At 44.9% G+C, this 25,340-nt stretch carries 18 protein-coding genes; 12 read left to right on the top strand and 6 right to left on the bottom strand.

The window, feature by feature from the left end; translation table 11 throughout:
- Positions 1-27 precede the first annotated feature (27 nt).
- From QZ938_RS23855 to QZ938_RS23875, 5 genes are all read left to right on the top strand, one after another.
- Positions 28-2,109, top strand: coding sequence for a glycosyltransferase (locus QZ938_RS23855; RefSeq protein WP_293353643.1), 2,082 nt, complete (start codon positions 28-30; stop codon positions 2,107-2,109).
- 244 nt (positions 2,110-2,353) lie between these two features.
- Entirely contained in the window at positions 2,354-2,986 is a 633-nt protein-coding gene (locus tag QZ938_RS23860) for a bifunctional 2-polyprenyl-6-hydroxyphenol methylase/3-demethylubiquinol 3-O-methyltransferase UbiG (protein ID WP_293353641.1), read from the top strand.
- A 42-nt stretch (positions 2,987-3,028) separates the two neighbouring features.
- On the top strand, positions 3,029-4,288 hold the full coding sequence (locus QZ938_RS23865) for a glycosyltransferase family 4 protein (protein ID WP_293353639.1): 1,260 nt from the start codon (positions 3,029-3,031) through the stop codon (positions 4,286-4,288).
- Between the two features lie 157 nt (positions 4,289-4,445).
- Positions 4,446-5,699 (top strand): glycosyltransferase, encoded by a 1,254-nt coding sequence (locus tag QZ938_RS23870; protein ID WP_293353637.1) that lies wholly within the window; start codon positions 4,446-4,448, stop codon positions 5,697-5,699.
- A gap of 43 nt (positions 5,700-5,742) precedes the next feature.
- Positions 5,743-6,948: a glycosyltransferase family 4 protein gene (locus QZ938_RS23875; RefSeq protein ID WP_293353635.1), complete on the top strand. Its 1,206-nt coding sequence runs from the start codon at positions 5,743-5,745 to the stop codon at positions 6,946-6,948.
- A gap of 415 nt (positions 6,949-7,363) precedes the next feature.
- Here the strand turns inward: QZ938_RS23875 and QZ938_RS23880 are convergent, their stop codons facing one another.
- The gene (locus QZ938_RS23880) at positions 7,364-10,057 is read right to left on the bottom strand and encodes a tetratricopeptide repeat protein (protein ID WP_293353633.1); all 2,694 of its coding nucleotides are present in this window, start codon (positions 10,055-10,057) and stop codon (positions 7,364-7,366) included.
- A gap of 338 nt (positions 10,058-10,395) precedes the next feature.
- On the opposite strand from QZ938_RS23880, the gene QZ938_RS23885 reads away from it, so the two are divergent.
- Positions 10,396-11,034 carry a Uma2 family endonuclease gene (locus tag QZ938_RS23885; RefSeq protein ID WP_293353631.1) on the top strand — a complete coding sequence of 213 codons (639 nt, stop codon included), beginning with the start codon at positions 10,396-10,398 and terminating at the stop codon, positions 11,032-11,034.
- Between the two features lie 251 nt (positions 11,035-11,285).
- On the opposite strand, the gene QZ938_RS23890 is transcribed toward QZ938_RS23885, so the two are convergent.
- Positions 11,286-11,885, bottom strand: coding sequence for a 50S ribosomal protein L25/general stress protein Ctc (locus QZ938_RS23890; protein WP_293353629.1), 600 nt, complete (start codon positions 11,883-11,885; stop codon positions 11,286-11,288).
- A gap of 14 nt (positions 11,886-11,899) precedes the next feature.
- Between QZ938_RS23890 and QZ938_RS23895 the strand changes: the two genes are divergently transcribed.
- Complete coding sequence (locus QZ938_RS23895; protein WP_293353627.1) at positions 11,900-12,064, top strand: hypothetical protein; 165 nt, start codon at positions 11,900-11,902, stop codon at positions 12,062-12,064.
- A gap of 87 nt (positions 12,065-12,151) precedes the next feature.
- Here the strand turns inward: QZ938_RS23895 and QZ938_RS23900 are convergent, their stop codons facing one another.
- From QZ938_RS23900 to QZ938_RS23910, 3 genes are all read right to left on the bottom strand, one after another.
- On the bottom strand, positions 12,152-12,541 hold the full coding sequence (locus tag QZ938_RS23900; protein WP_293353625.1) for a hypothetical protein: 390 nt from the start codon (positions 12,539-12,541) through the stop codon (positions 12,152-12,154).
- 16 nt (positions 12,542-12,557) lie between these two features.
- The gene (locus tag QZ938_RS23905; protein ID WP_293353623.1) at positions 12,558-12,929 is read right to left on the bottom strand and encodes a hypothetical protein; all 372 of its coding nucleotides are present in this window, start codon (positions 12,927-12,929) and stop codon (positions 12,558-12,560) included.
- Between the two features lie 114 nt (positions 12,930-13,043).
- Positions 13,044-14,384 (bottom strand): adenylosuccinate synthase, encoded by a 1,341-nt coding sequence (locus tag QZ938_RS23910; RefSeq protein WP_293353621.1) that lies wholly within the window; start codon positions 14,382-14,384, stop codon positions 13,044-13,046.
- Positions 14,385-14,756: 372 nt separating this feature from the next.
- Here QZ938_RS23910 and QZ938_RS23915 point away from each other — a divergent pair, with 372 nt between their 5' ends.
- Together QZ938_RS23915 and QZ938_RS23920 are read left to right on the top strand one after the other, a co-directional pair.
- The gene (locus tag QZ938_RS23915; protein WP_293353619.1) at positions 14,757-15,794 is read left to right on the top strand and encodes an adenosine deaminase; all 1,038 of its coding nucleotides are present in this window, start codon (positions 14,757-14,759) and stop codon (positions 15,792-15,794) included.
- A 406-nt stretch (positions 15,795-16,200) separates the two neighbouring features.
- Positions 16,201-19,140 carry a CHAT domain-containing protein gene (locus QZ938_RS23920; protein ID WP_293154154.1) on the top strand — a complete coding sequence of 980 codons (2,940 nt, stop codon included), beginning with the start codon at positions 16,201-16,203 and terminating at the stop codon, positions 19,138-19,140.
- A gap of 310 nt (positions 19,141-19,450) precedes the next feature.
- Here QZ938_RS23920 and tnpA read toward each other — a convergent pair whose 3' ends face one another.
- On the bottom strand, positions 19,451-20,008 hold the full coding sequence (gene tnpA, locus QZ938_RS23925; RefSeq protein WP_293353617.1) for an IS200/IS605 family transposase: 558 nt from the start codon (positions 20,006-20,008) through the stop codon (positions 19,451-19,453).
- Positions 20,009-20,559: 551 nt separating this feature from the next.
- Here tnpA and QZ938_RS23930 point away from each other — a divergent pair.
- The 3 genes from QZ938_RS23930 (at position 20,560) to QZ938_RS23940 (ending at position 25,075) form a co-directional block, all read left to right on the top strand.
- Positions 20,560-22,011 carry a hypothetical protein gene (locus QZ938_RS23930; protein ID WP_293353615.1) on the top strand — a complete coding sequence of 484 codons (1,452 nt, stop codon included), beginning with the start codon at positions 20,560-20,562 and terminating at the stop codon, positions 22,009-22,011.
- A 44-nt stretch (positions 22,012-22,055) separates the two neighbouring features.
- Complete coding sequence (locus tag QZ938_RS23935) at positions 22,056-23,543, top strand: TldD/PmbA family protein (RefSeq protein ID WP_293353613.1); 1,488 nt, start codon at positions 22,056-22,058, stop codon at positions 23,541-23,543.
- A 185-nt stretch (positions 23,544-23,728) separates the two neighbouring features.
- Positions 23,729-25,075: a TldD/PmbA family protein gene (locus QZ938_RS23940; RefSeq protein ID WP_293353611.1), complete on the top strand. Its 1,347-nt coding sequence runs from the start codon at positions 23,729-23,731 to the stop codon at positions 25,073-25,075.
- The last annotated feature ends 265 nt before the right edge of the window (positions 25,076-25,340 follow it).

The following is a 25,340-nucleotide window of genomic DNA, read 5'->3' on the forward strand; positions in this document are numbered from 1 at the left end:
ACAATTATCAGGAGGGTAAAATTGACTATGTTCAATCAAACAGTAAGTTATACTTTTGGTGTCAATCTTGTAGGTCATGTGACAGGTGAATTTGGTCTGGGCGAAGGAATGAGAGGTACAATCAGAGCAATAGAAGCAGCAGGCATTCCCTTTTCGCTTAAGGATATTAAAGAAAGTTCGCAGCGGAACTTAGATTCTACATACACAGATTTTTCGGACAATAATCCGTATCCAATCAACATTGTTCATGCCAATCCTAATTCAGTCCATATCGAGCAAATTGGTTCTGAATACTTTCAGGGTAGATACAATATAGGATTTTGGGCTTGGGAACTGCCAACATTTCCCTATTTTTGGCAAGGTGCTTTTGATTTATTTGATGAGATATGGACTTATAGCCATTACACGGCTGAAGCCATTGCTAAGGTGTCGTCTATTCCAGTTCTAAAAGTAGCACCTAGCATTTATCTTCCACAATCATCATTGGGTAAAGAAGCTTTAGGATTACCCCAAAATAAATTTATTTTTTTGTTCATGTTCGACTTTGGAAGCATATTTGAAAGAAAAAATCCAATAGCTACAGTAGAGGCATTTCAACGAGCTTTTGATAAACTAAATAATGATGTACTATTGGTGATTAAATTCCGACCGCATCCACAGTTTAAAGAGCAGCAAGAACAACTTTTGAAATCGGCAAAAGAATGGTCATCTATTCGGTTTATAGAAGGAGATTTAAAAAAAGAAGAAATCCATTCCTTAGTTAACTGTTGTGATTGTTATGTGTCGCTGCATCGTTCAGAGGGTTTTGGCTTGACAATGGCTGAAGCGATGTTTTATGGAAAACCTACGATCGCTACTGCATACTCCTCCAATGTTGAATTTATGAATGTAGGGAATAGTTTCCTGGTGAAATATGACCTAGTTACAACTACTGAAGATTATGGGCCTTACCCAAAAGGTAGTGTCTGGGCCGAACCTGATATTGACCATGCGGCATCCTTAATGGAGTATGTTTTTCACCATTATAAAGAAGCTGAGCAAGTAGGAGCCAGAGCCGCTAGGGAGATTAAGTCTTTACTGAGTCCGCAGGCAGTTGGCCGCACCATTAGAAACCGCCTGCAACATATTATGAAAATTGGGATTCGCAGGCAATTAGAGCAATCTCAATTTCAACTCCCTCAAATTAACGATTCAGAATTTTTGCAAGAAACTGAGATCCTGAACAATGGAGATTTTCTGGAAGTAGCTTATCATGCCTATCTAAAACGCGAACCAGATCGCGAAGGCAAAGAAACCTACATCCAAGTTTTACATGATGGCAGGTTCACACGTCAGCAATTCCTCTGTGAAATGCGGGATTCACCGGAATTTAAGGCTTTGTGGAAGCTGGTGGAGGAAGGATTTTTGCCCTTAGCTTCGGAAGTAAAATTTATTTCCGTACACATACCAAAAACAGCAGGCGTAACGTTTGGCAAGATTTTAGAACAGGTTTATGGTAGCGATAAATTAGTTAAAGAATACAAAAATATGTCTTTAGCTACTATCGTGCAACAAGGTTGGATCAATCAAGAAACTAGAATAATTCACGGCAATTTTCCTGCTGTCAAGTATAAAGGATGTTTTTTGAATTCTGTTCCCTCGATAATTTGGTTGAGGAATCCAATTACTCGGTTAATTTCCTGGTATTGTGATTCTATTAGTATGTGGACTGACCTTGCTGAGGATGAATTTCAGAAATATGTCAGTCAAACCAAGCCGAGTCTGCTGGAATTTGCTGAGTTATCGGCAACCCAGAACTTGATGTCAAGGTGCGCTCAGGGAATGAAGCTAAGTGATTTTTACTTTGTCGGCATCCAAGAATTTTTCCGCGACGACCTAAATGATCTTAGAGAAATGCTAGGTTTGCCAGAGGTAGAAATTGGTTGGCATAACAAAAATAGATACCCTGGGTATCACGGTTATGTTAACAATGTGTTGAGTGACAAGAACCTGCTGGCTAAGCTAGCAGCTATCAATAGCGAAGATATGGAACTTTATCAAACCGCATTGAACTTGAGAGAGAAGCGGAAAGAGAAAATTACAGCAAACTCAGAACTCCATTCAACTTAGGGAGCGGTACTATTTTATGATTCAGAAAAATGGTGCGACAACTGCCATTAATCACCACCTAGTTATTATCAACGATGAGCCGAGCCTCACTAATCCCGTTTCGCAAATGGCTACCGAGGCGCAGTGTCGCTCAGATGCCTTTGTGTACTGGTGTCAAGAGACTCGTCTGCCTCACCCGCCTATCTTCCACCGCAAGGTATGGGAGTACGGTTATATCCTCCAAGCTCTATCTGAGGCAGGAATGATGTCACCAGGCAGGCGTGGGCTGGGTTTTGGTGTCGGCAAAGAACCCCTGGTTGCGGTAATGGCTCAGCGCGGCTGTGAGATAGTCGCTACAGACCTCGATATAGAAGAGGCGACCAAGCAGGGCTGGGCTGGTTCTGGTCAACACGCAGCAACGCTCGAAGCGCTTAACGATCGCGGCATCTGCCCGCGCGATCGCTTTGCAGCGCTGGTAAAGTACCGGATCGCGGACATGAATAAAATAGATGCGGATTTGGTCGGCTTCGATTTTGTCTATTCGTCTTGTGCTCTGGAACACGTCGGTTCGATCGAGCTGGGGCTGCGGTTTATCCACAACAGCCTTAACTGCCTGCGTCCGGGTGGCGTGGCAGTACATACTACCGAATTCAACGTTTTTTCTAATGATGCGACGATCGACAACCAACCCACTGTACTGTTTAGGAGGCAGGACATAGACACACTAGCAGCAGAGTTAGCAAGCCAGGGACATGAAATAGTCCTCAACTACAACGCCGGAAGCGGACCATTCGATCGCCACATAGACGTACCGCCCTGGTCGGAGATACACTTAAAGCTTCAGTTAGAGAAGTACGTGACGACCTCCATAGGGCTAATAGTTAAGAAAGCGCTATAGTTTTGAGGTGAAATATGACCCAACAACAATTAGATTATTGAAATGTTAAACGAAAAACTAAACTCAGCTTTTGGGGTCAATTTAAGCGGTCATATAACTGGTGATTTTGGGCTGGCAGAAGCTGGGAGAGGAACTCTCAGAGCAATGCAAGCTGCTGGCATTCCTTTTAAAATTATGGATCTGAAAGTAGGGGGTCAACCCAACTCAGATACCAGTTACACAAATTTTTCTGAAGACAACCCGTATCCGATCAATATTGTCCAGACAAATCCCAATTGGGTTGAGCAGATTTTGGCAGGATACTTTCCTGGTATTGGCAGTGGATATTTTCAAGGGAAATACAATATAGGTGTCTGGCTGTGGGAATTGCCAGAATTTCCGGCTGAGTGGCAGTGGGCATTTGATTTATTTGATGAAATTTGGACTCCCAGCAATTTCTGTGCCGAAGCATTTTCGACTGTTTCTCAAGTTCCGGTACTCAAGATTCCGGTTAGTCTTGTTTTCCCACAACCTTCACTGAAGCGAACCGACTTAAACTTGCCACAAAATAAATTTATTTTTCTGTTTATTTTCGACTTCGGCAGTTCCTTTGAACGTAAAAATTCCTTTGCTACTATTGAGGCATTTAAACAAGCTTTTGGTCAAGCTAATGAGGATGTTTTGCTTGTCCTCAAGTTTGCCAATTCACATTATTTTCCTGAAAAACAAGAGCAACTCAAAGAATTGACAGAAAATTGGCCATCAATTCAGTTTATAGACGGGCATTTGAAAAAAGAAGAGATTCACAGCTTGGTTAATAATTGTGACTGTTATGTTTCTTTGCATAGGGCTGAGGGCTTCGGTTTAACAATGTCTGAAGCGATGTACTACGGCAAGCCAGTGATTGCTACAGCTTACTCATCTAATATGGAATTTATGAATATCGGGAATAGTTTTCCCGTCAAATATGAATTGGTGACAACGACTGAAGATTACGGCGCTTACCCCAAAGGTAGTGTTTGGGCTGAACCAGATGTCGATCATGCTGCCACGCTTATGCAGTATGTCTTTAACAATTATCAGGCAGCACAGACAGTAGGGAATAGAGCTGCAAAAGAGATTCGTTCTTTACTGAGTCCGCCAACTGTAGGCAAAAAAATTAGAAGTCGCTTGGAATTTATTATGAAGACGAGAAGTAATTCGGATTTGTCGAACCGATACCTGGAACTTCAGGCAGAGAAAGACTGGTTGGCATCTCAAGCTCAAGCTTGGAAGCAAACAGCACTGCAAATGCAAACGGAACTTAAATCCTTGCAGTTTTAACGGTAATCGACTCAAACTGATTTATCCTTTTCCTATTTCCTCGAATCGCCATCCACTGGATATGGTCTAACAAGACCAAGCTTTGAGACTAAGATTCCTGAGTGCGCGAGTTCAAGCCAAGTTCTGTTGAAATATTGTCATTAGTCTAAAATTTTTTATGTCAAACAACACGTTAAACGATCACTTTGGAATCAACTTTGTAGGACACATAAGCGGTGAATACGGACTGGGGGAAGGCAGTAGAGCTACCCTAAGAGCTATTGAGTCCGCAGGCATTCCCTTTGCTCTTCAGGATCTTAAAGTACATTGGCATAGGAACTTGGATAATAGTTACACAAATTTTTCAGAGCAAAATCCCTATCCTATTAACCTGATTCACACTCTGCCAGAACCCGTTGTTTTCAACATGATCGATCCAGAATGCCTAAAAGGTAAATATAATATAGGCTTTTGGGCTTGGGAACTACCTATATTTCCATCAGGGTGGCTCTATGCTTTTGATTTATTTGACGAGATATGGACTTATAGTAATTATTGCTCTGAGGCGATCGCCCCTGTATCGCCTGTGCCCGTGATTAAGATGATGTCCAGCCTCGACCTTCCCACACCATCGTTTGATAGAGAAGCATTGGGATTACCCGAAAACAAATGTATTTTTCTGTTCATGTTTGACTTCCACAGTACGATAGGCCGCAAAAATCCCTTTGCTACTTTGGAGGCATTTAAACGAGCTTTTGCTCAATCGAATGAAGATGTCTTACTGGTACTCAAGTTTTCCAATGCCAGCTTTTTCCCCAAAGAGCGAGATCAACTCAAAGCGGAAGCGGCAGGCTGGCCAGTTCACTTTATAGATGGGCATTTAAAGAGAGAAGAACTTCATGCTTTAGTTGCCAATTGCGACTGCTATGTTTCCCTACATCGTTCAGAAGGGTTTGGCTTGACAATGGCCGAAGCCATGTATTACGGCAAACCTGTAATTGCTACTGGCTACTCATCTAATATGGAATTTATGAATGTGGGCAATAGTTTTCCAGTCAAATATGACATAGTGACGCTGACAGAAGATTATGGGCCTTACTTTAAAGGAAATTACTGGGCTGATCCGAGTATCGATCATGCAGCATCTCTAATGCAGTATGTTTTTGAGAATCCCGAAGAAGCGCGAAAAGTAGGAGCGAGAGCATCTCAGGAAATGAAATCTTTACTGAGTCCTCAACTTTTAGGCACGAAAATCAAAAATCGCTTGGAAATCATTAGAAATAGGATGAACCAATCTACAAACTGGTCAACTCGCATCCATCAGATGCAGCAAGAGACGGCTTTCGCCCATTCCCAAATCCAAGTTTGGCGGCAAACAACACAACAAGTTCAATCTGAACTAACGCAATACCAATTGCTGGCTAAGAGTTGAAAAGTTTAATTTACTGTAGATATTTGTTATTAGGAGTTCAATCATGTTCAATAACCCAAATTCTCAGTTTGGAGTTAATATTATCGGTCATGTGAGCGGCGAGTTTGGTTTGGGCTCTGGCGTGCGAGGGACTATCAGAGCCATAGAAGCAGCTAACATTCCTTTCACGCTTAAGGATCTGAAAGAAGATTCGCAACGCAATTTAGATTCTACATACACCAATTTTTCCAGCGATCGTTTTTATCCGATTAATATCGTCCATACCAACCCTCACGAATCCTTGTTGAATTGTATCGATCCTGAAATTTTTCAAAATCGCTATAATATTGGTTTTTGGATTTGGGAACTTCCGGTATTTCCCGATTTCTTCATGGGGGCTTTTAATCGATTTGATGAGGTTTGGACTTACAGTAATTACACGGCTGAAACCATTTCCGATGTCTCGCCTCTTCCGGTTGTCAAATTACCGCCTAGCATTTATTTGCCTCCCAACGAATTGGGCCGAGAAGCTTTAGGATTGCCCAAAGACAAATTTATTTTTCTGTTCATGTTCGACATGGGTAGCGGTTTTGAGCGCAAAAATCCTTTTGCTACGATTGAGGCGTTCAAAAAAGCCTTTGAGAAGTCTCATGAAGATGTTTTACTGATTATTAAGTTTCGACCTCATCCAGCTTATCAAAATCAGTACGATCAACTAAAAGCACTGGCAGAAGATTGGCCCTCTATTCAATTGCTCGAAGGGCATTTGAGCAAGGAAGAGGTTCATGGCTTAGTAGATAATTGTAACTGCTATGTATCGCTACATCGGGCTGAGGGTTTTGGTTTGACTATGGCAGAGGCTATGTATTACGGCAAGCCAGTCATCGCTACCGCTTATTCATCGAATACCGATTTTATGAATGTTGGCAATAGTTTTTTGGTAAAATACGATTTAGTTGCAACTACGGAAGCTTACGGACTTTACCCAAAAGGCAGTATCTGGGCTGAGCCGGATATCGAGCATACAGCGGAGCTGATGCAGTATGTTTTTAAAAATTACCCGCAAGCACAGCAAGTAGGAGCAAGAGGAGCTAAGGAGATTAAGTCTTTATTCAATCCAGAGGTTATCGGTCAAAAAATTAGACATCGCCTGGAATATATTATGAGGACAATAGAAGAGAAAAAGTTGTTTGAATCGCAAGCTCAAGCTTGGAAGCAAGCGGCGTTGCAATCTCAGAGAGAACTGGAGCGAGCCAGGCTTCTATTTTGATACTAGCAACTGTCGGGCTTCTTTGATGATTTATGGTTCGTTTTCTAATAATGAGCCTACAAATATTCCGATCGCATACACCAAATGTAAAAACAATAAGATCGATCTGGATTGTCGTTTAATAGTTGGCTGTGAAGAAATTCATGGCTGAGAGTTTCCTGGCTTGATGTTTCAATGGATTGTGAGATATCGACAATACCCTTTGGTTTCGACTATCTTGAAATTATGCTTCTCCAAGAGATTGCACAAATCATCAAAATAGTATTCGAGTTTGTGTTCGGGATGAATGTAATTATTGGTAAACAGTAGGTTGGTGGCTTTATGGTAATTCCTCTAATCTTGTTTTATCTTTTCAAAAAATAATATCTGTCAGCCTGTATAGACTTATAAACTACAGGCTCCATTGCACCGCCAATTAAAAAATCTTGGGTTCCAACTCTAAAGCATGACGGTAACAATAACTCGCTTCATCTATTTGCCCTTTCTTAGTCAAAACTTCTCCTAAATTATAGTGGAACCATGAGAAATCTGACTTGAGTTCTATGGCGCGACGATAACAAGCGATCGCCCCGTCCAAATCTCCTTGATGTCGCAGCATATCCGCTAAATTGTTGTGGATATAGGGATCGTCAGGTTTTAACTCGATCGCGCGGCGGTAACAGTTCATCGCTTCTTCCCGCTTACCCTGTGCAACCAGAGCATCCCCTAACAATTGGTAAGGTTTATACTCATGTGGTTGAACCTCAATAGCGCGGCGGTAACAATAGATCGCCCCATTCAAATCATTCTTTTGCGCGAAGAGCATCCCCAACTGCAAGTGCGCCTCCCCGCATTCGGGATTTACCTGCAATGCCATCTGATAAAAGACGATCGCCCCATCAAGCCAACCCTGCCGCACCAAAGCATCAGCCAACCCCACATAAAGGTCAGCATCATTCGGTGCAATCTCCAGCGCCTTGTGATACAACTGCAAGTCATCAGCATTTTCCTGAATCGCGCGCTGGTACAAACCCATCGCATCCTGCAAATCCCACTGCGATCGCATTCTCAAAGCATCAGCCAACTTCTGCGAAATCCACGGCAAATCCGGCTGAATTTCGACAGCACAGCGGTAAGCAACGATCGACTCATCCCACCGTTCCAGCTTCTCAAAAGCCGTCCCCATGTTGTAATAAGTCCACGGAAAATCCCGATTTAACTCGGCTGCACGGCGGTAAACTGCGATCGCCTCGTCCCACCTTTCCATTTCTAGCAGCGCGTCGCCCAATTTGCTATGCGACCAGAAGAAACTCGGATTCAGTTCGTTAGCGCGCCGGTACGCAACTACCGCCTCATCCCAGCGTTCCAAATTCACCAGCGCTTCGGCTAAATTGTTGTGGGCCCAGAAATGATCGGGATTTAGTTCGATCGACTTTTGGTAAGCCGAAATAGCCTCTTCCCACCTTTCCAGTTTAATGAGCGCGTCTGCTAAATAGTTGTGCGACCAACTGAAATCTGGATTTAATTCTGTTGCTTTTCGATAAGCCTCTACAGCTTCTTCCCAGCGTTCCAACTTCAGCAGCACATCTGCTAAATTGTTGTGAGACCAGCTAAAATCTGGATTTAATTCGATCGCCGAACGGTAAGCATTTATAGCTTCTTCCCAGCGTTCCAATTTAACTAGAGACTCAGCTAAATTGTTGTGCGACCAAGAAAGTTCGGGATTAATTTTAATTGCATTGGCGTAAGCATCTACTGCCGCTTCCCACTGTTCTTGACCCTTCAGAAGTTCGCCCAATTCATGATAAGCTGCGCCAGCATTTGGGTTTAACTCAACTGCGCGCCGATAACATTCGATTCCTTGCTCAACCTTACCTTGCTCGATCAAAGTTTTGGCTAAATTCTCGTGTTCCTCAGCAGTGCCCGACTTCGGGTCGATCGCAAATGCTCGATACCAGGCTTCGGCGGCCGCCTCCGACTTGCCTAACTGCGCCAAAAGTTTCCCAAAATTTCGTAAAGCACCAGCAAAATCCGGTTTCAGGGCGATCGCCTTTTCGTAGGCAGAAACCGCTTGCTGCCACTGTTCCTGCTGCGCGCAAATGCTGCCGTAATTAGCGTAGGCTTCGGCAAAATTTGGGTTAATTTCGATTGCTTTGACATAGCAACTTTTAGCTTCATCAATTTTGCCACCGGCTTGCAGGGCGTTGCCGAGCATTTTGTAAAGTGGTGCTTCAGGCTTAATTTGGAGAGCTTTTTTGCAAGCAGAAATTGCCTGTTCCAATTTGCCCTGAGCAAAATAGCCTTCAGCCAATATTTTGTATGCTTCTGGATCTTCTATATTAATTGTAGAATTAACTGCCGGCTTGACTGACGGCTTGACTACCGGCTTGGCTGGTGCTGCTGCGGGTTGCTGTTTAACTGCTGCACCGTTTGTCGCTGTTGCACCCGCCAAAGTTTGCTCTCCCTCGCTGCCGTTTCTAGCATTAGCTGCGTTCAGTTCAATAGCTTTACGATAATATACTGTCGCTTCCTGTACTTTGCCTTCTTTTTTCAGGGCTTCGCCTAAGTTTTGGTAAGCTTGGGGTAGATTAGGATTTAATTTTATGGCGCGATCGTAACAGCCGATCGCCTCCGGGAACTTTTCTTGCCGAAAGAAAGCATCACCCATACTTAAATGTTCTGCCGGGGATGCTTTTTCCGGTTCCAAACTAAATGCACGATACCAGCATTCCTGAGCTTCTGCCGATTTGCCAATTTGTCCGAATACTTTGGCTAAATTCCGGTATACTCCGGCGAAATTAGGCTTAAGCGCGATCGCCTTTTGGTAAAACTCGATCGCCTCCGACCATTTTTCCTGCTGCGCGCCAATGCTGCCCAAATTCGCGTATACTTCCGCAAAATTCGGTGCAATTTCAATAGCTTTAGCGTACCAGTGCCGCGCCTCTTCCATCCTGCCTTGAGCTTGCAGCGCATTGCCCAAAGTTTTGTAAGCCGGTGCAAAATTCGGGTCAATCTTTAAAGCTTGCTCGCAGGAGGCGATCGCTTCTGCTAATTTCCGTTGGGATAAGTATATTTCTCCCTGTTGGTTAAATTGAACCGCTGTTGATTCTGTATTGACTGTTGATGGCATAGGGGCGGTGGCGACTGAGGCAGCAATTAAATAGGGTAGTCGAAACGTTAAATAATTATACTTGCGTTTGACACTAACAGTAGCAGGCTTGTTCCCCTAAGTCTTAATTTTTTTGACTCCGGCGCTGGAAAGAAGTCGCTGGCTGGGATTTTTTTTGATTTCGCTGCTAAATGGGGGGCTTCAACCGCCTCTCTAGTTGCCTTGCACGCGCCAGCCAACGGTTGAACAGCTAGCGATCGCACTCAGGATGCCTGCACCACAAGACTTACTGAAGAAATATATTACAATAATTAACAGTAAATGTTCTGTCAACTTTGGCTTAAATTGCGGTAATTTTGATGTTGTTAGAGCCACCACCTCAACTTGTCGGTGAAAAGCGCCTCACCTTTCGCGACCTCGATTGGCAAGCCTTTAAGCAAATTCAAAGTTTGCTGGCGGATCGCACCCGCGCCCGTTTTACCTACGATAACGGAGTCTTAGAAATCACTAAGTCCCTCGAAGGACACGAACGCTCTGCTCGCTTGATTGAACTCTTTATTAGAGTCCTTGTGGTTGAAATGGGCATGAAAATGAAGACGATGGGCTCGACTACGCTCGATCGCGAAGACTTACTCAAGAGCGCCGAACCCGACAATGGGTACTATATCCAGAATTATGCCTTAGTTGCCGATCGCCCGGTTAATTTGAATGTCGATCCTGCCCCGGATTTAGTTGTGGAAGTGGATATTACCCATACGGATCTCAATAAAAATACACTCTATGCGAGTATGGGAGTGCCTGAGTTTTGGCGGTTTAACGGGCGGGTATGGCGGATTCTGCAATTAGTCGATGGGGCTTATGTCGAGTGCGATCGATCTCCGACTTTTCCGATTATTGAAAAAACGGATTTATACGAATTTCTAGAAGCAGCTTTCATTGATGAAGTTGCCGCAGAGATAGATTTTCGTCAATGGGTGCGACAGCAGATTCAAGGCTGAGTATAGCAAAGTGCGATCGCCCAAAAACTATAACTGCTTTTTTGCAAAAAACGATCGCCCTTTTTGGAGAAAGCGATCGCCCTTTTGTTTAATAATTAGTTAACAACTATAGCAATCCTAAATCATTTGCATAATTATTGTAGGGGTTCTTAAAGATCCCGGTTGTCCCAATAGATAAGGGGTAGGCACGGGGGCACTACCCCTACAAATCTTCATTAATCATTTAGGATTGCTATATTTGCAATTACTAATCAAGCTGCGGCTGCTGCTTCTTCTGCTGCTTCTTCAGGGCTGGCTTTAGTTCCCAGCACGGTAACTACCACCTGAGTTGGATCGCCCAGAGCTTCTGCTCCCGCAGGTAAAACTAATTCGTGAATGTGCAGCGCATCGCCTACCTTCAAATTAGAAATATCTACTTCAATTGCATCAGGAATGCTATCAGGTTTGCACTTAACTGCGATTTGCGTCAGCACAGTTTCTAACATACCGCCTTCTAACTTGACGCCCACAGATTCGCCGACGAAATGCAAAGACACTTCAACTTCCAAGCTGTCTTGAGTTGCTACGGAGAAAAAGCTCAGGTGGTAAGGAAAACCTTTCCAAGGATGAACTTGAACTTCTCTGAGCAATGTTTTTCCGCTCCAAGAGAGTTCAGGAATGCTTAGATCAATTAGGGTGTTGTTGACTGCGTGTTTTTTGAGCAGGGTTTCAACTGTTTTGGCTTTGACGGTAAGGGAAATGGATTCAGAGCCTTTGTGCCCGTAGAGGACGGCGGGAATCAATCCGGAGCGGCGGAGGGCGTTAGGTTTGCTGCCTTCTGCCCGCTTTTGACATTCTACTGCGAGTTCCATTTTGTGACTTTCTGTTGATTGTTTTCACATTTTACCAGAATTGTGGTAGTGCGATCGAACTTATAGCAGAAGGAAGAAGGAAGAAGGAAGAAGGAAGAAGGAAGAAGGAAGAGGTAATAATAGCAATGGTTTCAGCGATTGAGAATGTCCGGTACTGTCACACTTTAACTAGCTTGTAGGGTGCGTCAGTATTAAGTTTATGACGAAAAATTTACGTGTTATCAACTGACGCACCCTACTAATTGGGCTAGTTGCGTAACTCCAGATTAAATTCGCTGAAGGTATTGATAATTTTCGTTTTCCACACACTTCAGCAATTCCAGCATTTTTCTCAGACGGTACGTTCCTGATTGATACTCTTCTTTTGAAGGAGAATCACCAAGCTTTGTAAGAACTGCATCGCTTTCACTGATGATTGCTTCGCTGAAAATTTTCTTGAACTGCTGGCGAATATCTTGATTTAATTTTACTAGAGGCAGAATTACATTTTCTTCATCTAGGTAAATTTCGGTGTCGATTGATTCGCCACCTATTTTGGAAAATTCGGATTTTGCTAACCACTCGTAAATATTTGCTGTGATGCTTACACTATCATATCGTTCACCATTGGCTGAATAAAAACTGATGTCAAACATTGGGATTACTCCTTCTGGCAAACATCCAGAAACTCATTCAAAGGACTCGCTGAAGATACTGATAATCTTGGTTTTCAATACATTTTAGCAAGTCTAGTAATTTCCTCAAACGGTAGGTTGCTGCTTGATATTCTTCTTTGAGAGGGGAATCTCCCAGCTTGGTGAGGACGGTATCGCTTTCGCAGATAATTGCATCTCGGAAAAAATTTCTGAACTTCTGGCGAATATCTCGATCTAACTCAACTACAGGTAGCTTCTCGTCTTCTTCATCTATCAAAATATTTGTGGGAACAGATTTGCCAATTTTGGAAAATTCCGATCTTGCCAACCACTCGTAAACGTCTTCAGACATTTCGACATAGTGCGGTGGCTGATTAATTTTGAACTCGTAAAAAATAAGATCTAACATTTAATTACGGTTGTTTCCTGAAAGACTGCATACACCGGTGCGTCGCTGCGAGATTGTCTCTCTTTTTTAGGATTTTTGATGGCGACGCACCCTACAGCTACTGTTGCATCAGCTTTAGGAGTGTACTGCTAGAGCCGTGCCGTCGGCCGACAACAATCCGCGTTTCGGGCCGTGAATCGGGTCTTCTACGATAATAGTTTGGTCGCGGCCTGCTCCGAGAGATACAATGGCGATCGGCACTTCCATCAAATCTGCCAAAAACTTTAGATAATCCAAGGCTTCCGATGGCAAATCTTCCAAATTGCGGCACTCTTCTGTGGACTGCTTCCAACCGGGAAGGGTTTCATAAATCGGTTTACAGCGAGCAAATATCCGCGAACTTTTCGGAAAATCGATGCAACGTTCGCCGTCTATTTCGTAAGCAACGCAGACTTTGATTTCTTCTAATTCATCCAAAACATCTAGTTTGGTAACAGCGAGACAATCAAGGCCGTTGATGCGGACTGCGTAGCGGCCGATTACTGCGTCGAACCAGCCGCAGCGCCGTTTGCGACCGGTTGTGGTGCCGAATTCTGCTCCTCTCTCGCCCAAAACTGCGCCAATTCCATCGACCATTTCGGTAGGGAATGGGCCTTCTCCGACGCGGGTTGTGTAGGCTTTTGCTACGCCAATTACGCGATCGATCGCTGTGGGGCCAACTCCGGTTCCTACACAAGCGCCGCCAGCGATGGGATTGCTGGAAGTAACGTAAGGATAAGTACCGTGATCTAAGTCTAATAAAGTGCCTTGGGCGCCTTCAAACAGAATATTTTTCCGCTTGTGAAGTCCCTCATAAATCTTTAGGGAACTGTCTACTACGTGCGGCCGCAAACGATCGGCATAAACTCGATATTCATCAATTACCTCTTGCGGATTTAGAGGCGGCAAATTGTAGAGTTTTTCCAGAATGACATTTTTATGCTCGATCGTCCATTCCAGTTGTTCTTGCAAACCTTCCAAGTCCATTAAATCGAGCATCCGAATGCCCGTGCGTTCGGATTTGTCGGCGTAAGTCGGGCCGATGCCGCGTCCCGTCGTGCCGATTTTATAATTTCCCCGCTGCTCTTCCGATGCTACATCAATTAATCTGTGATAGGGCATCGTGACGTGAGCAGTCTCTGAAATCATCAGCGAGGCAGTCGAAACATTCAGTTTTTCTAACTGATCTAATTCTGCAATTAAAACTTTAGGGTCGATTACCGTTCCGCAGCCGATGATACACTTTGTCTCAGGGTAGAGAATCCCGGACGGAATTAAGTGCAGCTTGAAAGTCTGATCGTTGACTACCACCGTGTGACCGGCGTTGACGCCCCCTTGGTAGCGGACAACGATATCTGCGGATTTGCTGAGCAAATCGGTAATTTTGCCTTTTCCTTCATCGCCCCACTGGGCGCCGATCACAACTACGTTAGCCAAGGGTTTCTCGCGTTCAGTTCAGGTTGACACAAACTCCGATTATGTACGAATGCGTCCAGGATGTCAAATTAATTTTTGTTACAATTTAGAGAAGTGAGGCTGTATTGCTCTCAAGAAAAGACTCTCAGGATGATCCGAGGAGAGGGGGAGAGGGGGAGATGGGAGAGAATGTGATTGGTTTTTATGGGAATCCAATGTGCAGCTTAAATTTGGAACAGTTTACCTGCTTGAGGTTATTGGCTAGTATTTGGGAAAGACCGATTTCTGGGCACCGATGCGCCCAGAACTAAATTACAAATCCTTCAATCTTTTAATCCTTCAATTCCTCAATCCTTTCAATTCTTCAATCCAAAATCTCAAATCTAAAATCCCATGACTTTACACGCTGAGTTGCACCGACATCTAGGTGGTTCTGTGGTTCCTCGAATTTTGTGGCGGTATTTCGATCGCCATAATGCCGAAATGGTCGATCGCTTTCAACAATATTCCGCTTTTGAGGAGTTTTACACTCGTCCCCGCAATACTCTCGACGAGTATTTGGAACTGCACACGCTGGTGGAAAGCGTGCAAACTGTTGAGACTTTGCCTTATTTTATCTATCGGTTGATGCGGGGGGCTTACGTATTTGAAAATCTGGCTTATTTGGAGTTGCGCTATACTCCTTATTTGCGGACTCCCGAGCATTTGGATCAGTCGAAACGCATTGATTTGATGGCAGAAATTGTACAGGTTGTGGGTAAGGCAAGTCAAATTAGTGATTGTCCGATTGTAACTAGCCAAATTTTGTGTATGCACTCGCGTTTGCCCTATGAGGTGAATCGGGCGATCGTTGATTTGGCAGCCGAGATGGGAGAGTATGTTTGTGCGATCGATCTTGCGGGCGGTGATGCTGCTATTGGCGATCGCCTGGACGAGTTTGTGGGATTGTATGAGTACGCAAGGTCGATCGGCATTAACACAACCGGCCATCTCTACGAAACTACATCAGGCTGTTATCCCGAACTTTTGCCCTATCTGATGCGGATCGGCCACGGGATTCAAATTCCGTTAAAATATCCCGAACTGTTGCCAGAGGTGGCGCGTAGAGGTCAATGCTTGGAGGTTTGCCCGACTACCTATCTCAAAACGGGAACCTTGCAGGATATGGGAGAATTGAAGGTTGTGTTCGATCGCTGTTTTGAAGCCGGTGTCGATATTGCCATTTGCACCGACAACGCCGGATTGCACAACGTGCGGCTGCCTTTTGAGTACGAGAATTTGTTAACTTTGGATATTATTGATTTTCGGCAGTTACAAGCGTGTCAAGATGCTGCTTTCCGCCATGCTTTTGCGTGGCCCTATGACGGGCGGCCCGTGAAGATGCTGACTGGTTTGTTGCAGCATGAGTCGGTTGGTGCGATCGTTAATTAGCAAAGAATATATATTTAACGAACCGCGAAGGTGCGAAGCAGTGACTACGACAGAAACCAAAGAAACCGGGTTTTTCGCAGTTTTTAGGCTGTGTATCGACATTCTCGAAAAAAACCCGGTTTCTCGCCTCCACCCAAAATCTCAGAAACCGGGTTTTTGCCCAAATCACTGACTGTAACCAACTATTCTGGAAAAAACCCGGTTTCTCGCCACCCCACAAGTCCAAGACTACGACAAAAACCAAAGAAACCGGGTTTTTCGCAGTCTTTAGGCGGTGTATCGATATCCTCGGAAAAAACCCGGTTTCTGGCCCCGCCTACAAAAATCTTGGCATCGCCCGCCCCAAACAGATGAGTTTCAGCGATAATAAATTAATAGAGCGAACCATCCCAAATCCCAAATCGCCATGAATTCAGAACGCCAACAAGCCTATCTCAACCTGATAAATCAACTGCTAAATAGTCCCAGCGGCGAAGAAGCGGAGGTATTGAAAACTCACCCGGAATTGCTGGATGATGGCTTGGTGGCTGCAATGCTAGAAGAGGCAGATAATCTTAGGGAATTTGGCGTATTAGATAATGCTAATCGGTTGATGAATTGTGCAGGGATGTTGCTTGGCAGGAATAACAACTCCTCAGTGGCAGTCACCCGACAAGCCACAGCAAATATACTGAATGCTCAAGCTATTCAGCAGCATAGAATTAGTCAATTTCGAGAAGCTTTACAGTCTTGGGAAGAGGCACTAACTATCTATAAGCAAATAGGCGATCGCCAAGGAGAAGCTGCTTCCATCGGCAATTTGGGATTAGCTTACTATTCCCTAGGGCAATACCACAAGGCAATTAAGTTCCATCATCAGTCTTGCAAGGTTGCACGGGAAATAGGAGATCGCAAACAAGAAGCCAACTCTCTCGGCAATTCGGGCTTAGTTTACTATTCCCTAGGGCAATACGACAAGGCGATCGAGGATCACAAACAGTCTTTAGTGATTAAAAGGGAAATAGGCGATCGCCAAGGAGAAGCTAATTCTCTCTGCAATTTGGGCAATGCTTACGATTCCCTAGGGCAATACGACAAGGCGATCGAGTTTCACGAACAGTCAAGAAAGGTTTCAGAGGAAATAGGATATCGCAAAGGAGAAGCTAATTCCCTTGGCAATTTGGGTACAGCTTACCAATCCCTAGGTGAATATGACAAGGCGATCAAGTCTCACCAACAGTCTTTAGATATTTCACGGGAAATAGGCGATCGCCAAGCAGAAGCTATTTCCATCGGCAATTTGGGTAAAACTTACCAATCCCTAGGTCAATACGGCAAGGTTATTAAGTCTCACCAACAGTCTTTAGATATTTCACGGGAAATAGGCGATCGCCAAGGAGAAGCTATTTCCATCGGCAATTTGGGCTTAGCTTACTATTCCCGAGGTCAATACGACAAGGCGATCGAGTTTAGCGAACAGTCTTTAGTGATTTCACGGGAAATAGGCGATCGCGTGGGAGAGTCGATATCTTTCAGTAATTTAGGCGTAACTCTATTCAAAAACAACCAACTCGCAGAAGCAGAATTAACACTCTATGCCTCAATCAAAATCAGGGAAACTCTGCGGTCTGAATTAATCAATGATGACCATAAAATATCATTTTTTGAAACCCAAGCAGATGCCTATCGCCTCCTGCAAAAAGTCTTAGTCGCCCAAACTAAATTTGACGAAGCCCTAGAAATATCTGAAATGGGACGTACTCGTGCCTTCGTGGAATTATTGCAGAAAACTTTATCACCCAATGATTTCGCAACCAACGAAATCACAAATAAATTATCAATCCCCAAAATCCAACAAATAGCCCGCGACAGAAACTCCACAATAGTAGAATATTCGATTATCGATTCAGACAACCTTTACATCTGGGTAATCCAACCAAACGGCAACATCACCCATCGCACCGCCAACCTCGAACCCCTCAACCAACAAAACCAAACCCTCAAACAAATCATCCTCAAAACCCGCGTCTCCATCGGCACCAATGAAACCGACGACCAAGGCAACAAAATTCAGCTAGAATCCCAGTACAAACAAGACGTAACAGGCGGCTTTCCCCTACTGCAACTCCTCCATCAAATCCTGATCGAACCAATCATCGACTTGCTACCCACCGATGCCAATTCCCCCATCATCTTCATCCCCCACTACGACTTATTTTTAGTACCCTTCGCCGCCTTGCAAGATAGCAACAACCGCTACCTAATCGAAAATCATACCATCCTCACCAGCCCATCCATCCAAGTATTAGAACTCACCCGCGAACATCAAAACCGAGTGCGAGGATTGAGACAAGCCGCCCTAATTGTCGGCGATCCAACCATCGCCCCAAAATTCAAAGAAAAACCCTACGAACTCCAACAACTTTCCAGGGCAAAAGAAGCCGCCGAAGCCATCGCCGCAACTTTAGGAACCCAAGCAATTAGCGGAGAAAATGCCACAAAAGTCGCCATTTTAGACAAGATGCTAAACACGCGCATCGTCCATTTATCCGCCCACGGACTCCTCGACGATTTCCAAGGTTCCGGCATTCCCGGCGCGATAATTTTAGCACCATCAGGAGACGACGACGGCGCAATTCATGCCGTGGATATCCTGCAATTAAAACTCGATTCCGAACTCGTAGTATTGAGCGCGTGCAGCACCGGCCGCGGTAAAATCACCGGAGATGGAGTCATCGGATTGTCGCGCTGCTTCATCCTCGCCGGAGTCCCCAGCATCATCGTTTCGTTGTGGAATATGGGAGTTATTTCAGCCAAGTTGCTAATGACTGAATTCTACCAAAATTTAGCACGGGGAGACGATCGAGCTGCGGCCTTGCGGTGTGCTATGCTAACCACAAAAGCTCGATTTCCGAGTCCCATAGCTTGGGCTGCATTTACGCTAATTGGCGAAACCGAAACTTTACCGCTGTCAACTGCAAAAATAGATTTAAGGAGTCTGAAAATGTCACTTCCAGATGATGCGAAACCTGAAGAAATTGTGGCGGCTTTTAGTAAGTTATTGAAAATATCGGAACCGCAATTTGTGGCAGAATTATCCGCGATTGATGTTGGTGCGATGGATAATGTGAATGTTATAGCTGAAAGAATCAAGGATTGGTGCGAAACTAAGCCTCAGATTGAAGAGAATTTGGAGAATGAGATTTATCAAATGGGTGCGGGCGGGACTGATAGTGATGCGCCGGAGGAAGTGGTGAGGGAGTTTTATGAGACGTTGAAGGAAAATCAGATTCGATTGGGTTTGTCTGGGGATTCTGTGGCGGTTGAGGCCCCGGCGGTGGGTGAAGAAGGCCCCGGCGGTGGGTGAAGAAGGCCCCGGCGGTTAGAAACCGCGGCTACACAAACGATGTCCGCCTCCGCGGACGAAGAGGGTATTCGGAGGTGATAAATCATTGACCCCCGGCGGTTGGAAACCGCGGCTACACAAACGATGTCCGCCTCCGCGGACGAAGAGGGTATTCGGAGATGATGAATCATTGTGTAGAATCTTCAACCCGCGCACCATCCGGGTTTTGTTTGTGTAGACGCGGTTTCAACCGCCGGGTGGATGGGGGGAAATCACCGATTGGAATCTTCAACCCGCGCACCATCCGGGTTTTGTTTGTGTAGACGCGGTTTCAACCGCCGGGTGATTGAAAACCGCCGGGTGATTGAAAACCGCCGGGTGATTGAAAACCGCCGGGTGATTGAAAACCGCCGGGTGATTGAAAACCGCCGGGTGATTGAAAACCACCGCGTAAATTTTTAGAACCTGCGAAAGCAGGATCAGAAACCCATTCCCATTCAGGAATCATTGATTTTTGGCGGTGGTGAACAGCCTGATTTCTGATATAGTTAGCCACAGTGTCGATCGCATCACGACTAACCGTAAACGCCCCATAGCTACCTTGCCATTTAAAAAACAAACTAGGTTTAAGTTCGTGAGTTACTAAATGAGAAGAACTGCCCTTAACTTCTTTAATAATTTCAGCTATTGTCAAAATTGACGGAAAACCGACTAGCAAATGTACATGATCTTCTATCCCACCAACAGCAATTACAGTGCATTTTAAATTATTACATTTTCCAATAATGACTGCATAAATTGCTTCTTGAATATCGGGAGTAATCAAAGGCAATCTATCCCAGGTTGCCCAAACATAGTGTACATACAACTGCGTGAAATTGTCTCTCATTTCTCGTAATATGAAATTTTTCTTCAACCCGCGGAGGCGGGTTTTGTCTGTGTAGCCGCGGTTTCAACCGCCGGGGGATTGAAAATCACCGGGTCAAATCTTCAACCCGCGGAGGCGGGTTTTGTCTGTGTAGCCGCGGTTTCAACCGCCGGGTGATTGAAAATCACCGGGTCAAATCTTCAACCCGCGGAGGCGGACATTGTTTGTGTAGCCGCGGTTTCAACCGCCGGGATTGATTGACGGCACAATGAAATCATAATGATTATATCCCAATTCAGACCCCCGGCGGTTAGAAACCGCGGCTACACAAACAATGTCCGCCTCCGCGGACGAAGAGGGTATTCGGAGATTGAGGAATCCGGCGATTAAGCCCCGGCGGTTAGAAACCGCGTCTACACAAACAATGTCCGCCTCCGCGGACGAAGAGGGTATTCGGAGATTGAGGAATCCGGCGATTAGGCCCCGGCGGTTAGAAACCGCGTCTACACAAACAATCTCCGCCTTCGCGGACTAAGATTGAATTAACATCATGTCTCATCCCGGATTCGATTATGACCGAACCACCGAAAATTAAAAATCCCAGCATTACTCTCTATCCTTTTCACCTGCGGAATGATGCCGATGAAGGCTACGGCGCAGCAGCCAAAAATGCTCAATTTCTGTGGGAAAATCTAGCAGATAATGTCGGTACACAATTTAACAGCAACGAACTAAAATCTCTCAGAGAAAAGCTGACTTGTTACAAAGACAAACAGTATTATCCCCAAGGCGAAAAAGAAAAACCAAATAATCGCGAACTGCTGATTCCCGATGGCAAAACTCTGAAATTTCAGCCAATTACTCAGCCAGATTTACCCAAACTTTCTGGTTCAATCTATCCTCTGCGAATTCATGATACTTACACCGCAGATTTGACATTTTACTATCAAAATGCCACAATCAAAGTATCAGACTTAAATCAATTAAATCCCCAAGGTTGTTTGTTGCCAAATGCAATTCAACCGTCCCTGGGACAAACTTTATTGTTGTACGCCGCACCAGCAGTTTATGATACTTATCGCAAGCTAGCCGATGAATGTGTTACAGCTTTTGTCCACAATCAACAGCAAGCTTCACCAGAGTTTCGCGCGCAAGGGATATTATTCGGGAGTCCGATTTTTGAGTATGACAGCCGCGAAGATGATGTGTCTAAACGATGTCACATTCTAGTATGGTTGGAAAAAGATCCCGAAACTTTGAATAAAGCAACTCTAAAGTTTAATTCTTATTTGATGAATCTGCTGTGTTATCGTGCTAAAATTTTATTTGTGTATGGTGCAGCTCAAAAAAGCTATGGCAAAGCACAGCAAATTGTCGCCGAGTTAGAGAAGAATTTGCCGAAATTCGCTGCAATCGAAAGGGAACAAGATAGACAAGTTAAGTTGCGGAATCTGAAGGATTTGCTGGCTGAAGTTCGGACTAAAATGCTTGCTTGTTCTCACCAAGTGCGCTATTTGCAGGAATTTAGAAATACCATTGATACTAATGCTGAAAATTATGGTGATGCGCTGACCATAATTAGAAGTTTGTCTATGGAAGGTGATAATCTGGATTTTTGGCAGAGGTTTCTAGATTTGGCTGAGGGTAAGTATCAGCGGCAAATTGAAATTGATTTGAATTATCTGATTGCTAGTCAAGATTTGTTCCAGCAGTCGATATCTACTGTGCGGGGAATGGTGGAAATTGAACAGGTGGAATTCGATCGCGAACAGGAAGAAGAAGAGAAAAAGCGCGATCGCCAACTTGAGAATATCATCTTTTTTGTCGGAACTGCGATCGGGGGCGGTCAAATCTTCTCCGCCGCCTATCCTCTCCTCAAGGAGACACCGATTCAATGGCGACTGGATGCTTCTCTCCCGCTACATCCCTTTGCTGCGACAATTCTGTGGAGTCTGCTGTTTGGCTTAGTATTTGGCTTGTTAATGCTGGGTGTCGCTGTGTTGGTCAGGAAAAGACTGAGATAGTAACGCTATAATAATTGATAACCAACGAGGAATGACGAATAACTATGGTACTGTTAACCGCAAAAGTTTCTGCTAACGAGTTGGCAAATTTGGCTGTAGATTTGATTCGGAAATCTGGATGCGAATACGGTGACGTGCGTTTTTGCACTTACCGACGGCAAAGTTTGTACGCGCGCGATCGCTCTTTAAGCAATATCTCCGATAATGTAAGTTCCGGTTTTGGCGTGCGAGTGCTGCTAGACGGCGCTTGGGGCTTTGCCGCCAGTCACAGCAAAACACCCGCAGAGGTTGCCAGAATCGTCGCTTTGGCTGTTGAAATCGCTAAGGGTAGCCGTTTGACTCAAAAGGAACCTGTGCGCTTAGTACCCGTCGAAAAATATGTCGATACTTACATTACTCCGATCGCAATTGACCCGTTTTCTGTACCCGTTGCTGAGAAAGCTGAACTCCTATTAACCATCAACGAGCGACTGCTAGCCCACGATTCACAAGGCATCAAAAAAGCTTTTTCTTTTTTGCAGGCAAACCGCGAAGACAAGGTTTTTGCGTCCACAGAAGGCTCGCTAATCGCACAAACAATCTACCGCAGCTATCCGGGTTTTGGCTGTACGGCAATTGCGGGCGGCGATGCCCAAAGTCGCAGTTACGAACGCCCGCCGCTAAATATCGGTTACGAACACATTAATCCCGATGATTTGCTCAGTCAAATAGACAGAGTTGCGGCGGAAGCGATTGAGAAAGTTGCTGCACCGAAGGTTCCGGCTGGTATTTGCAAATCCCTGATTCTTAAACCGACTAATTTGTTTCTGACAATCCACGAATCCGTCGGACATCCCACGGAATTAGACCGAGTTTACGGCTACGAATCTAATTTTGCAGGCACGAGCTTTGCGACTACTGATAAATTGAATAAGCTGCAATACGCTGCGCCTTGGGTAAACTTTAAGTGCGATCGCACTCAACCGGCAGGCCGCGGTACAATGGGTTACGACGATGAAGGAGTCAAATCCCAGGATTGGTACGTTGTCAAGGATGGAATTTTAGTTGATTATCTGACAGATAGAGAAACAGCTTATCGTCTCGGACGTGCCAGCAGCAATGGTTCTGCTTGCGCTGATAGTTGGTCTAGCGTACCGATGGTGAGAATTCCTAATTTGGGATTGGAACCGGGCCCGGATGGCGGCAGTCATACTGCTACTTTGGATGAGATGATTGCTGATACGGAAGATGGGATTTTAATTGACGGTGTTGGTAGTTTTTCGATCGACCAACAGCGGCGCAATTTCCAATTCGGTGGCGATGCTTTCTGGAAGGTGGAAAAGGGTAAAGTTGTGGGAATGTTGAAGGATGTAACTTATCATTCGATGAGCACTGATTTCTGGAATCAAGTAGATGCGATCGGGCCTGCTTCGGAACGGGTACAATGTGGTACTAATATGTGTGGTAAAGGTGAGCCGATGCAGGTTGCTCAAATGACTCATGCTTGTGTGCCGGTGCGGGTTAGGGATATTCAAATTGGGGGAAGGGTTTAATTCGGATTGATTTAACCGCAGAGGGCGCAGAGAACACAGAGAGAGAATTCAGAGATGGATGATTTAAATGACTCATGCTTGTTCGCCGGTGCGGGTGAGAGATATTCAAATTGGGGGAAGGGTTTAATTCGGAATGATTTAACCACAGAGGGCGCAGAGAACACAGAGAGAGACAAGAGAGATTTATGATAGTAACGACATCGCCTACAATTTTAAGTGAAGATCGAGCTTTATCTTTGGTAGAAAAAGCAGTCAAACAATCGGAAGCAGAGGCAGTATTTGTCAGTCTCTATACTGGTGAAGAATCTCTTTCCCGATTCTCGGAAAATCAAATCAGCCAAAATATTAGCAAGACTGTATTTAGCCTCAACGTTACTAGCTATTTCGGTAATAAAAGCGCTTCTGCATCTGTTACCGAATTTGATGAAGAGGCGATCGCCCAAACCGTCAAACGATCGCAGGAATTAGCCAAAATTGCCCCCGCAGACCCCGAATGGATGCCCTTGCTGCCCCCTCAAACCTACGATTTACCCGCCCCCGCGTTTGATGAAGCAACGGCCTCTGTATCGCCTCTAGCCCGCGCAGAATTGGTGCGACAAGCTTGCGCGATCGCCTCTCAGGAAGGTGCAGATGCTTCCGGTACTTTGAGCACGGAGGCGTCATTATATGCGATCGCCTCGTCAACCGGACTCCGCGCCTGCAACCAGTCTACGGAGGCGAATTTCGGCTTTACAGCCCGCATCGGAGACGGTTCTAGCTGGACGGAAAGCACGGCTTGGGGTATCAATCAACTACAAGTATCGGGATTAGCAGCACAAGTTGTCGATCGCGCGATCGCATCCCGCAACCCCCGCGAAATCCCTCCGGGAGTGTATCCTGTAATCTTTGATGGCGCTGCGTTTGCGGATTTGCTACCGTGGATTGTTTGGGGTATGGATGCGCGGGCGGCGGATGAAGGGCGATCGTTTATGTCGATCGCAGATGCAGCCGGAAAACCCGCTGGAAACCGCGCTGGGGAACAACTTTTTAGCCAGTTAGTGCAGGTACAGCGCGATCCGAATCATCCTTTGTTGCGATCGGGTAATTTCTTCGGTGACGGATTGAGCAATAGCTATTTGGAAATCATCAAAAATGGTGTTCCTCAAAGTTTATCTTATTCCCGGTACTGGGCGGCACAAAAAGGCAAAGAAGCGAAAGGTGCTTATTACCCGATCGCGATGACAGGTTCCGACCAAAGTATATCAGATTTAATCGCTCAAACCGATCGCGGAATTTTCGTCAGTCGAGCTTGGTATGTCAACTACGTGAATCCCAAAACATCGGAAGTAACCGGCATGACTCGCGACGGTACTTTCTGGATTGAAAATGGTAAGATTGTTTATCCGATTAAAAATTTCCGTTTCAATCAAGTTTTACCTGATATGTTGCGCGATGTCGATGCAGTTACCGAGGCGAAACGTTACGGCGGTAATGTCGTCCCCGGAGTGCGGGTGAAAGCTTTTAATTTCACCAGTGTTACTGATAGCTTGTAACTCGCAATTATCGCATGACTCCGCCAGTTAGCGAATGTTTGTAGTGAGGACTTTAGTCCTTTCCATAATAATAAGAAGGACTAAAGTCCTCACTACGAACCTAACCAATGTTTTTAGTGAGGAGTTTAGTCCTTTCCATAACGCTCTTTCATCACTCTGGACAAAGTAAAACGATGGCATACCAACTTTATCCAGAGTCTAATGTTGTATATCCACGAAATTTATTCATGATATTTAATAGTTCTATAAATCCTGCTTTAAGACA

This window comes from Microcoleus sp. CAWBG27, assembly GCF_020883145.1.
In the GTDB taxonomy this organism is placed as follows: Bacteria; Cyanobacteriota; Cyanobacteriia; order Cyanobacteriales; family Microcoleaceae; genus Microcoleus.

Excerpts from the sequence above, each read along its gene's own strand:
- QZ938_RS23855 (WP_293353643.1), top strand. The coding sequence starts at position 28 with ATGTTCAATCAAACAGTAAGTTATACTTTTGGTGTCAATCTTGTAGGT.
- QZ938_RS23860 (WP_293353641.1), top strand. The coding sequence starts at position 2,354 with ATGTCACCAGGCAGGCGTGGGCTGGGTTTTGGTGTCGGCAAAGAACCC.
- QZ938_RS23865 (WP_293353639.1), top strand. The coding sequence starts at position 3,029 with ATGTTAAACGAAAAACTAAACTCAGCTTTTGGGGTCAATTTAAGCGGT.
- QZ938_RS23870 (WP_293353637.1), top strand. The coding sequence starts at position 4,446 with ATGTCAAACAACACGTTAAACGATCACTTTGGAATCAACTTTGTAGGA.
- QZ938_RS23875 (WP_293353635.1), top strand. The coding sequence starts at position 5,743 with ATGTTCAATAACCCAAATTCTCAGTTTGGAGTTAATATTATCGGTCAT.
- QZ938_RS23880 (WP_293353633.1), bottom strand. The coding sequence starts at position 10,057 with ATGCCATCAACAGTCAATACAGAATCAACAGCGGTTCAATTTAACCAA.
- QZ938_RS23885 (WP_293353631.1), top strand. The coding sequence starts at position 10,396 with ATGTTGTTAGAGCCACCACCTCAACTTGTCGGTGAAAAGCGCCTCACC.
- QZ938_RS23890 (WP_293353629.1), bottom strand. The coding sequence starts at position 11,885 with ATGGAACTCGCAGTAGAATGTCAAAAGCGGGCAGAAGGCAGCAAACCT.
- QZ938_RS23905 (WP_293353623.1), bottom strand. The coding sequence starts at position 12,929 with ATGTTAGATCTTATTTTTTACGAGTTCAAAATTAATCAGCCACCGCAC.
- QZ938_RS23915 (WP_293353619.1), top strand. The coding sequence starts at position 14,757 with ATGACTTTACACGCTGAGTTGCACCGACATCTAGGTGGTTCTGTGGTT.
- QZ938_RS23920 (WP_293154154.1), top strand. The coding sequence starts at position 16,201 with ATGAATTCAGAACGCCAACAAGCCTATCTCAACCTGATAAATCAACTG.
- tnpA (WP_293353617.1), bottom strand. The coding sequence starts at position 20,008 with ATGAGAGACAATTTCACGCAGTTGTATGTACACTATGTTTGGGCAACC.
- QZ938_RS23930 (WP_293353615.1), top strand. The coding sequence starts at position 20,560 with ATGACCGAACCACCGAAAATTAAAAATCCCAGCATTACTCTCTATCCT.
- QZ938_RS23935 (WP_293353613.1), top strand. The coding sequence starts at position 22,056 with ATGGTACTGTTAACCGCAAAAGTTTCTGCTAACGAGTTGGCAAATTTG.
- QZ938_RS23940 (WP_293353611.1), top strand. The coding sequence starts at position 23,729 with ATGATAGTAACGACATCGCCTACAATTTTAAGTGAAGATCGAGCTTTA.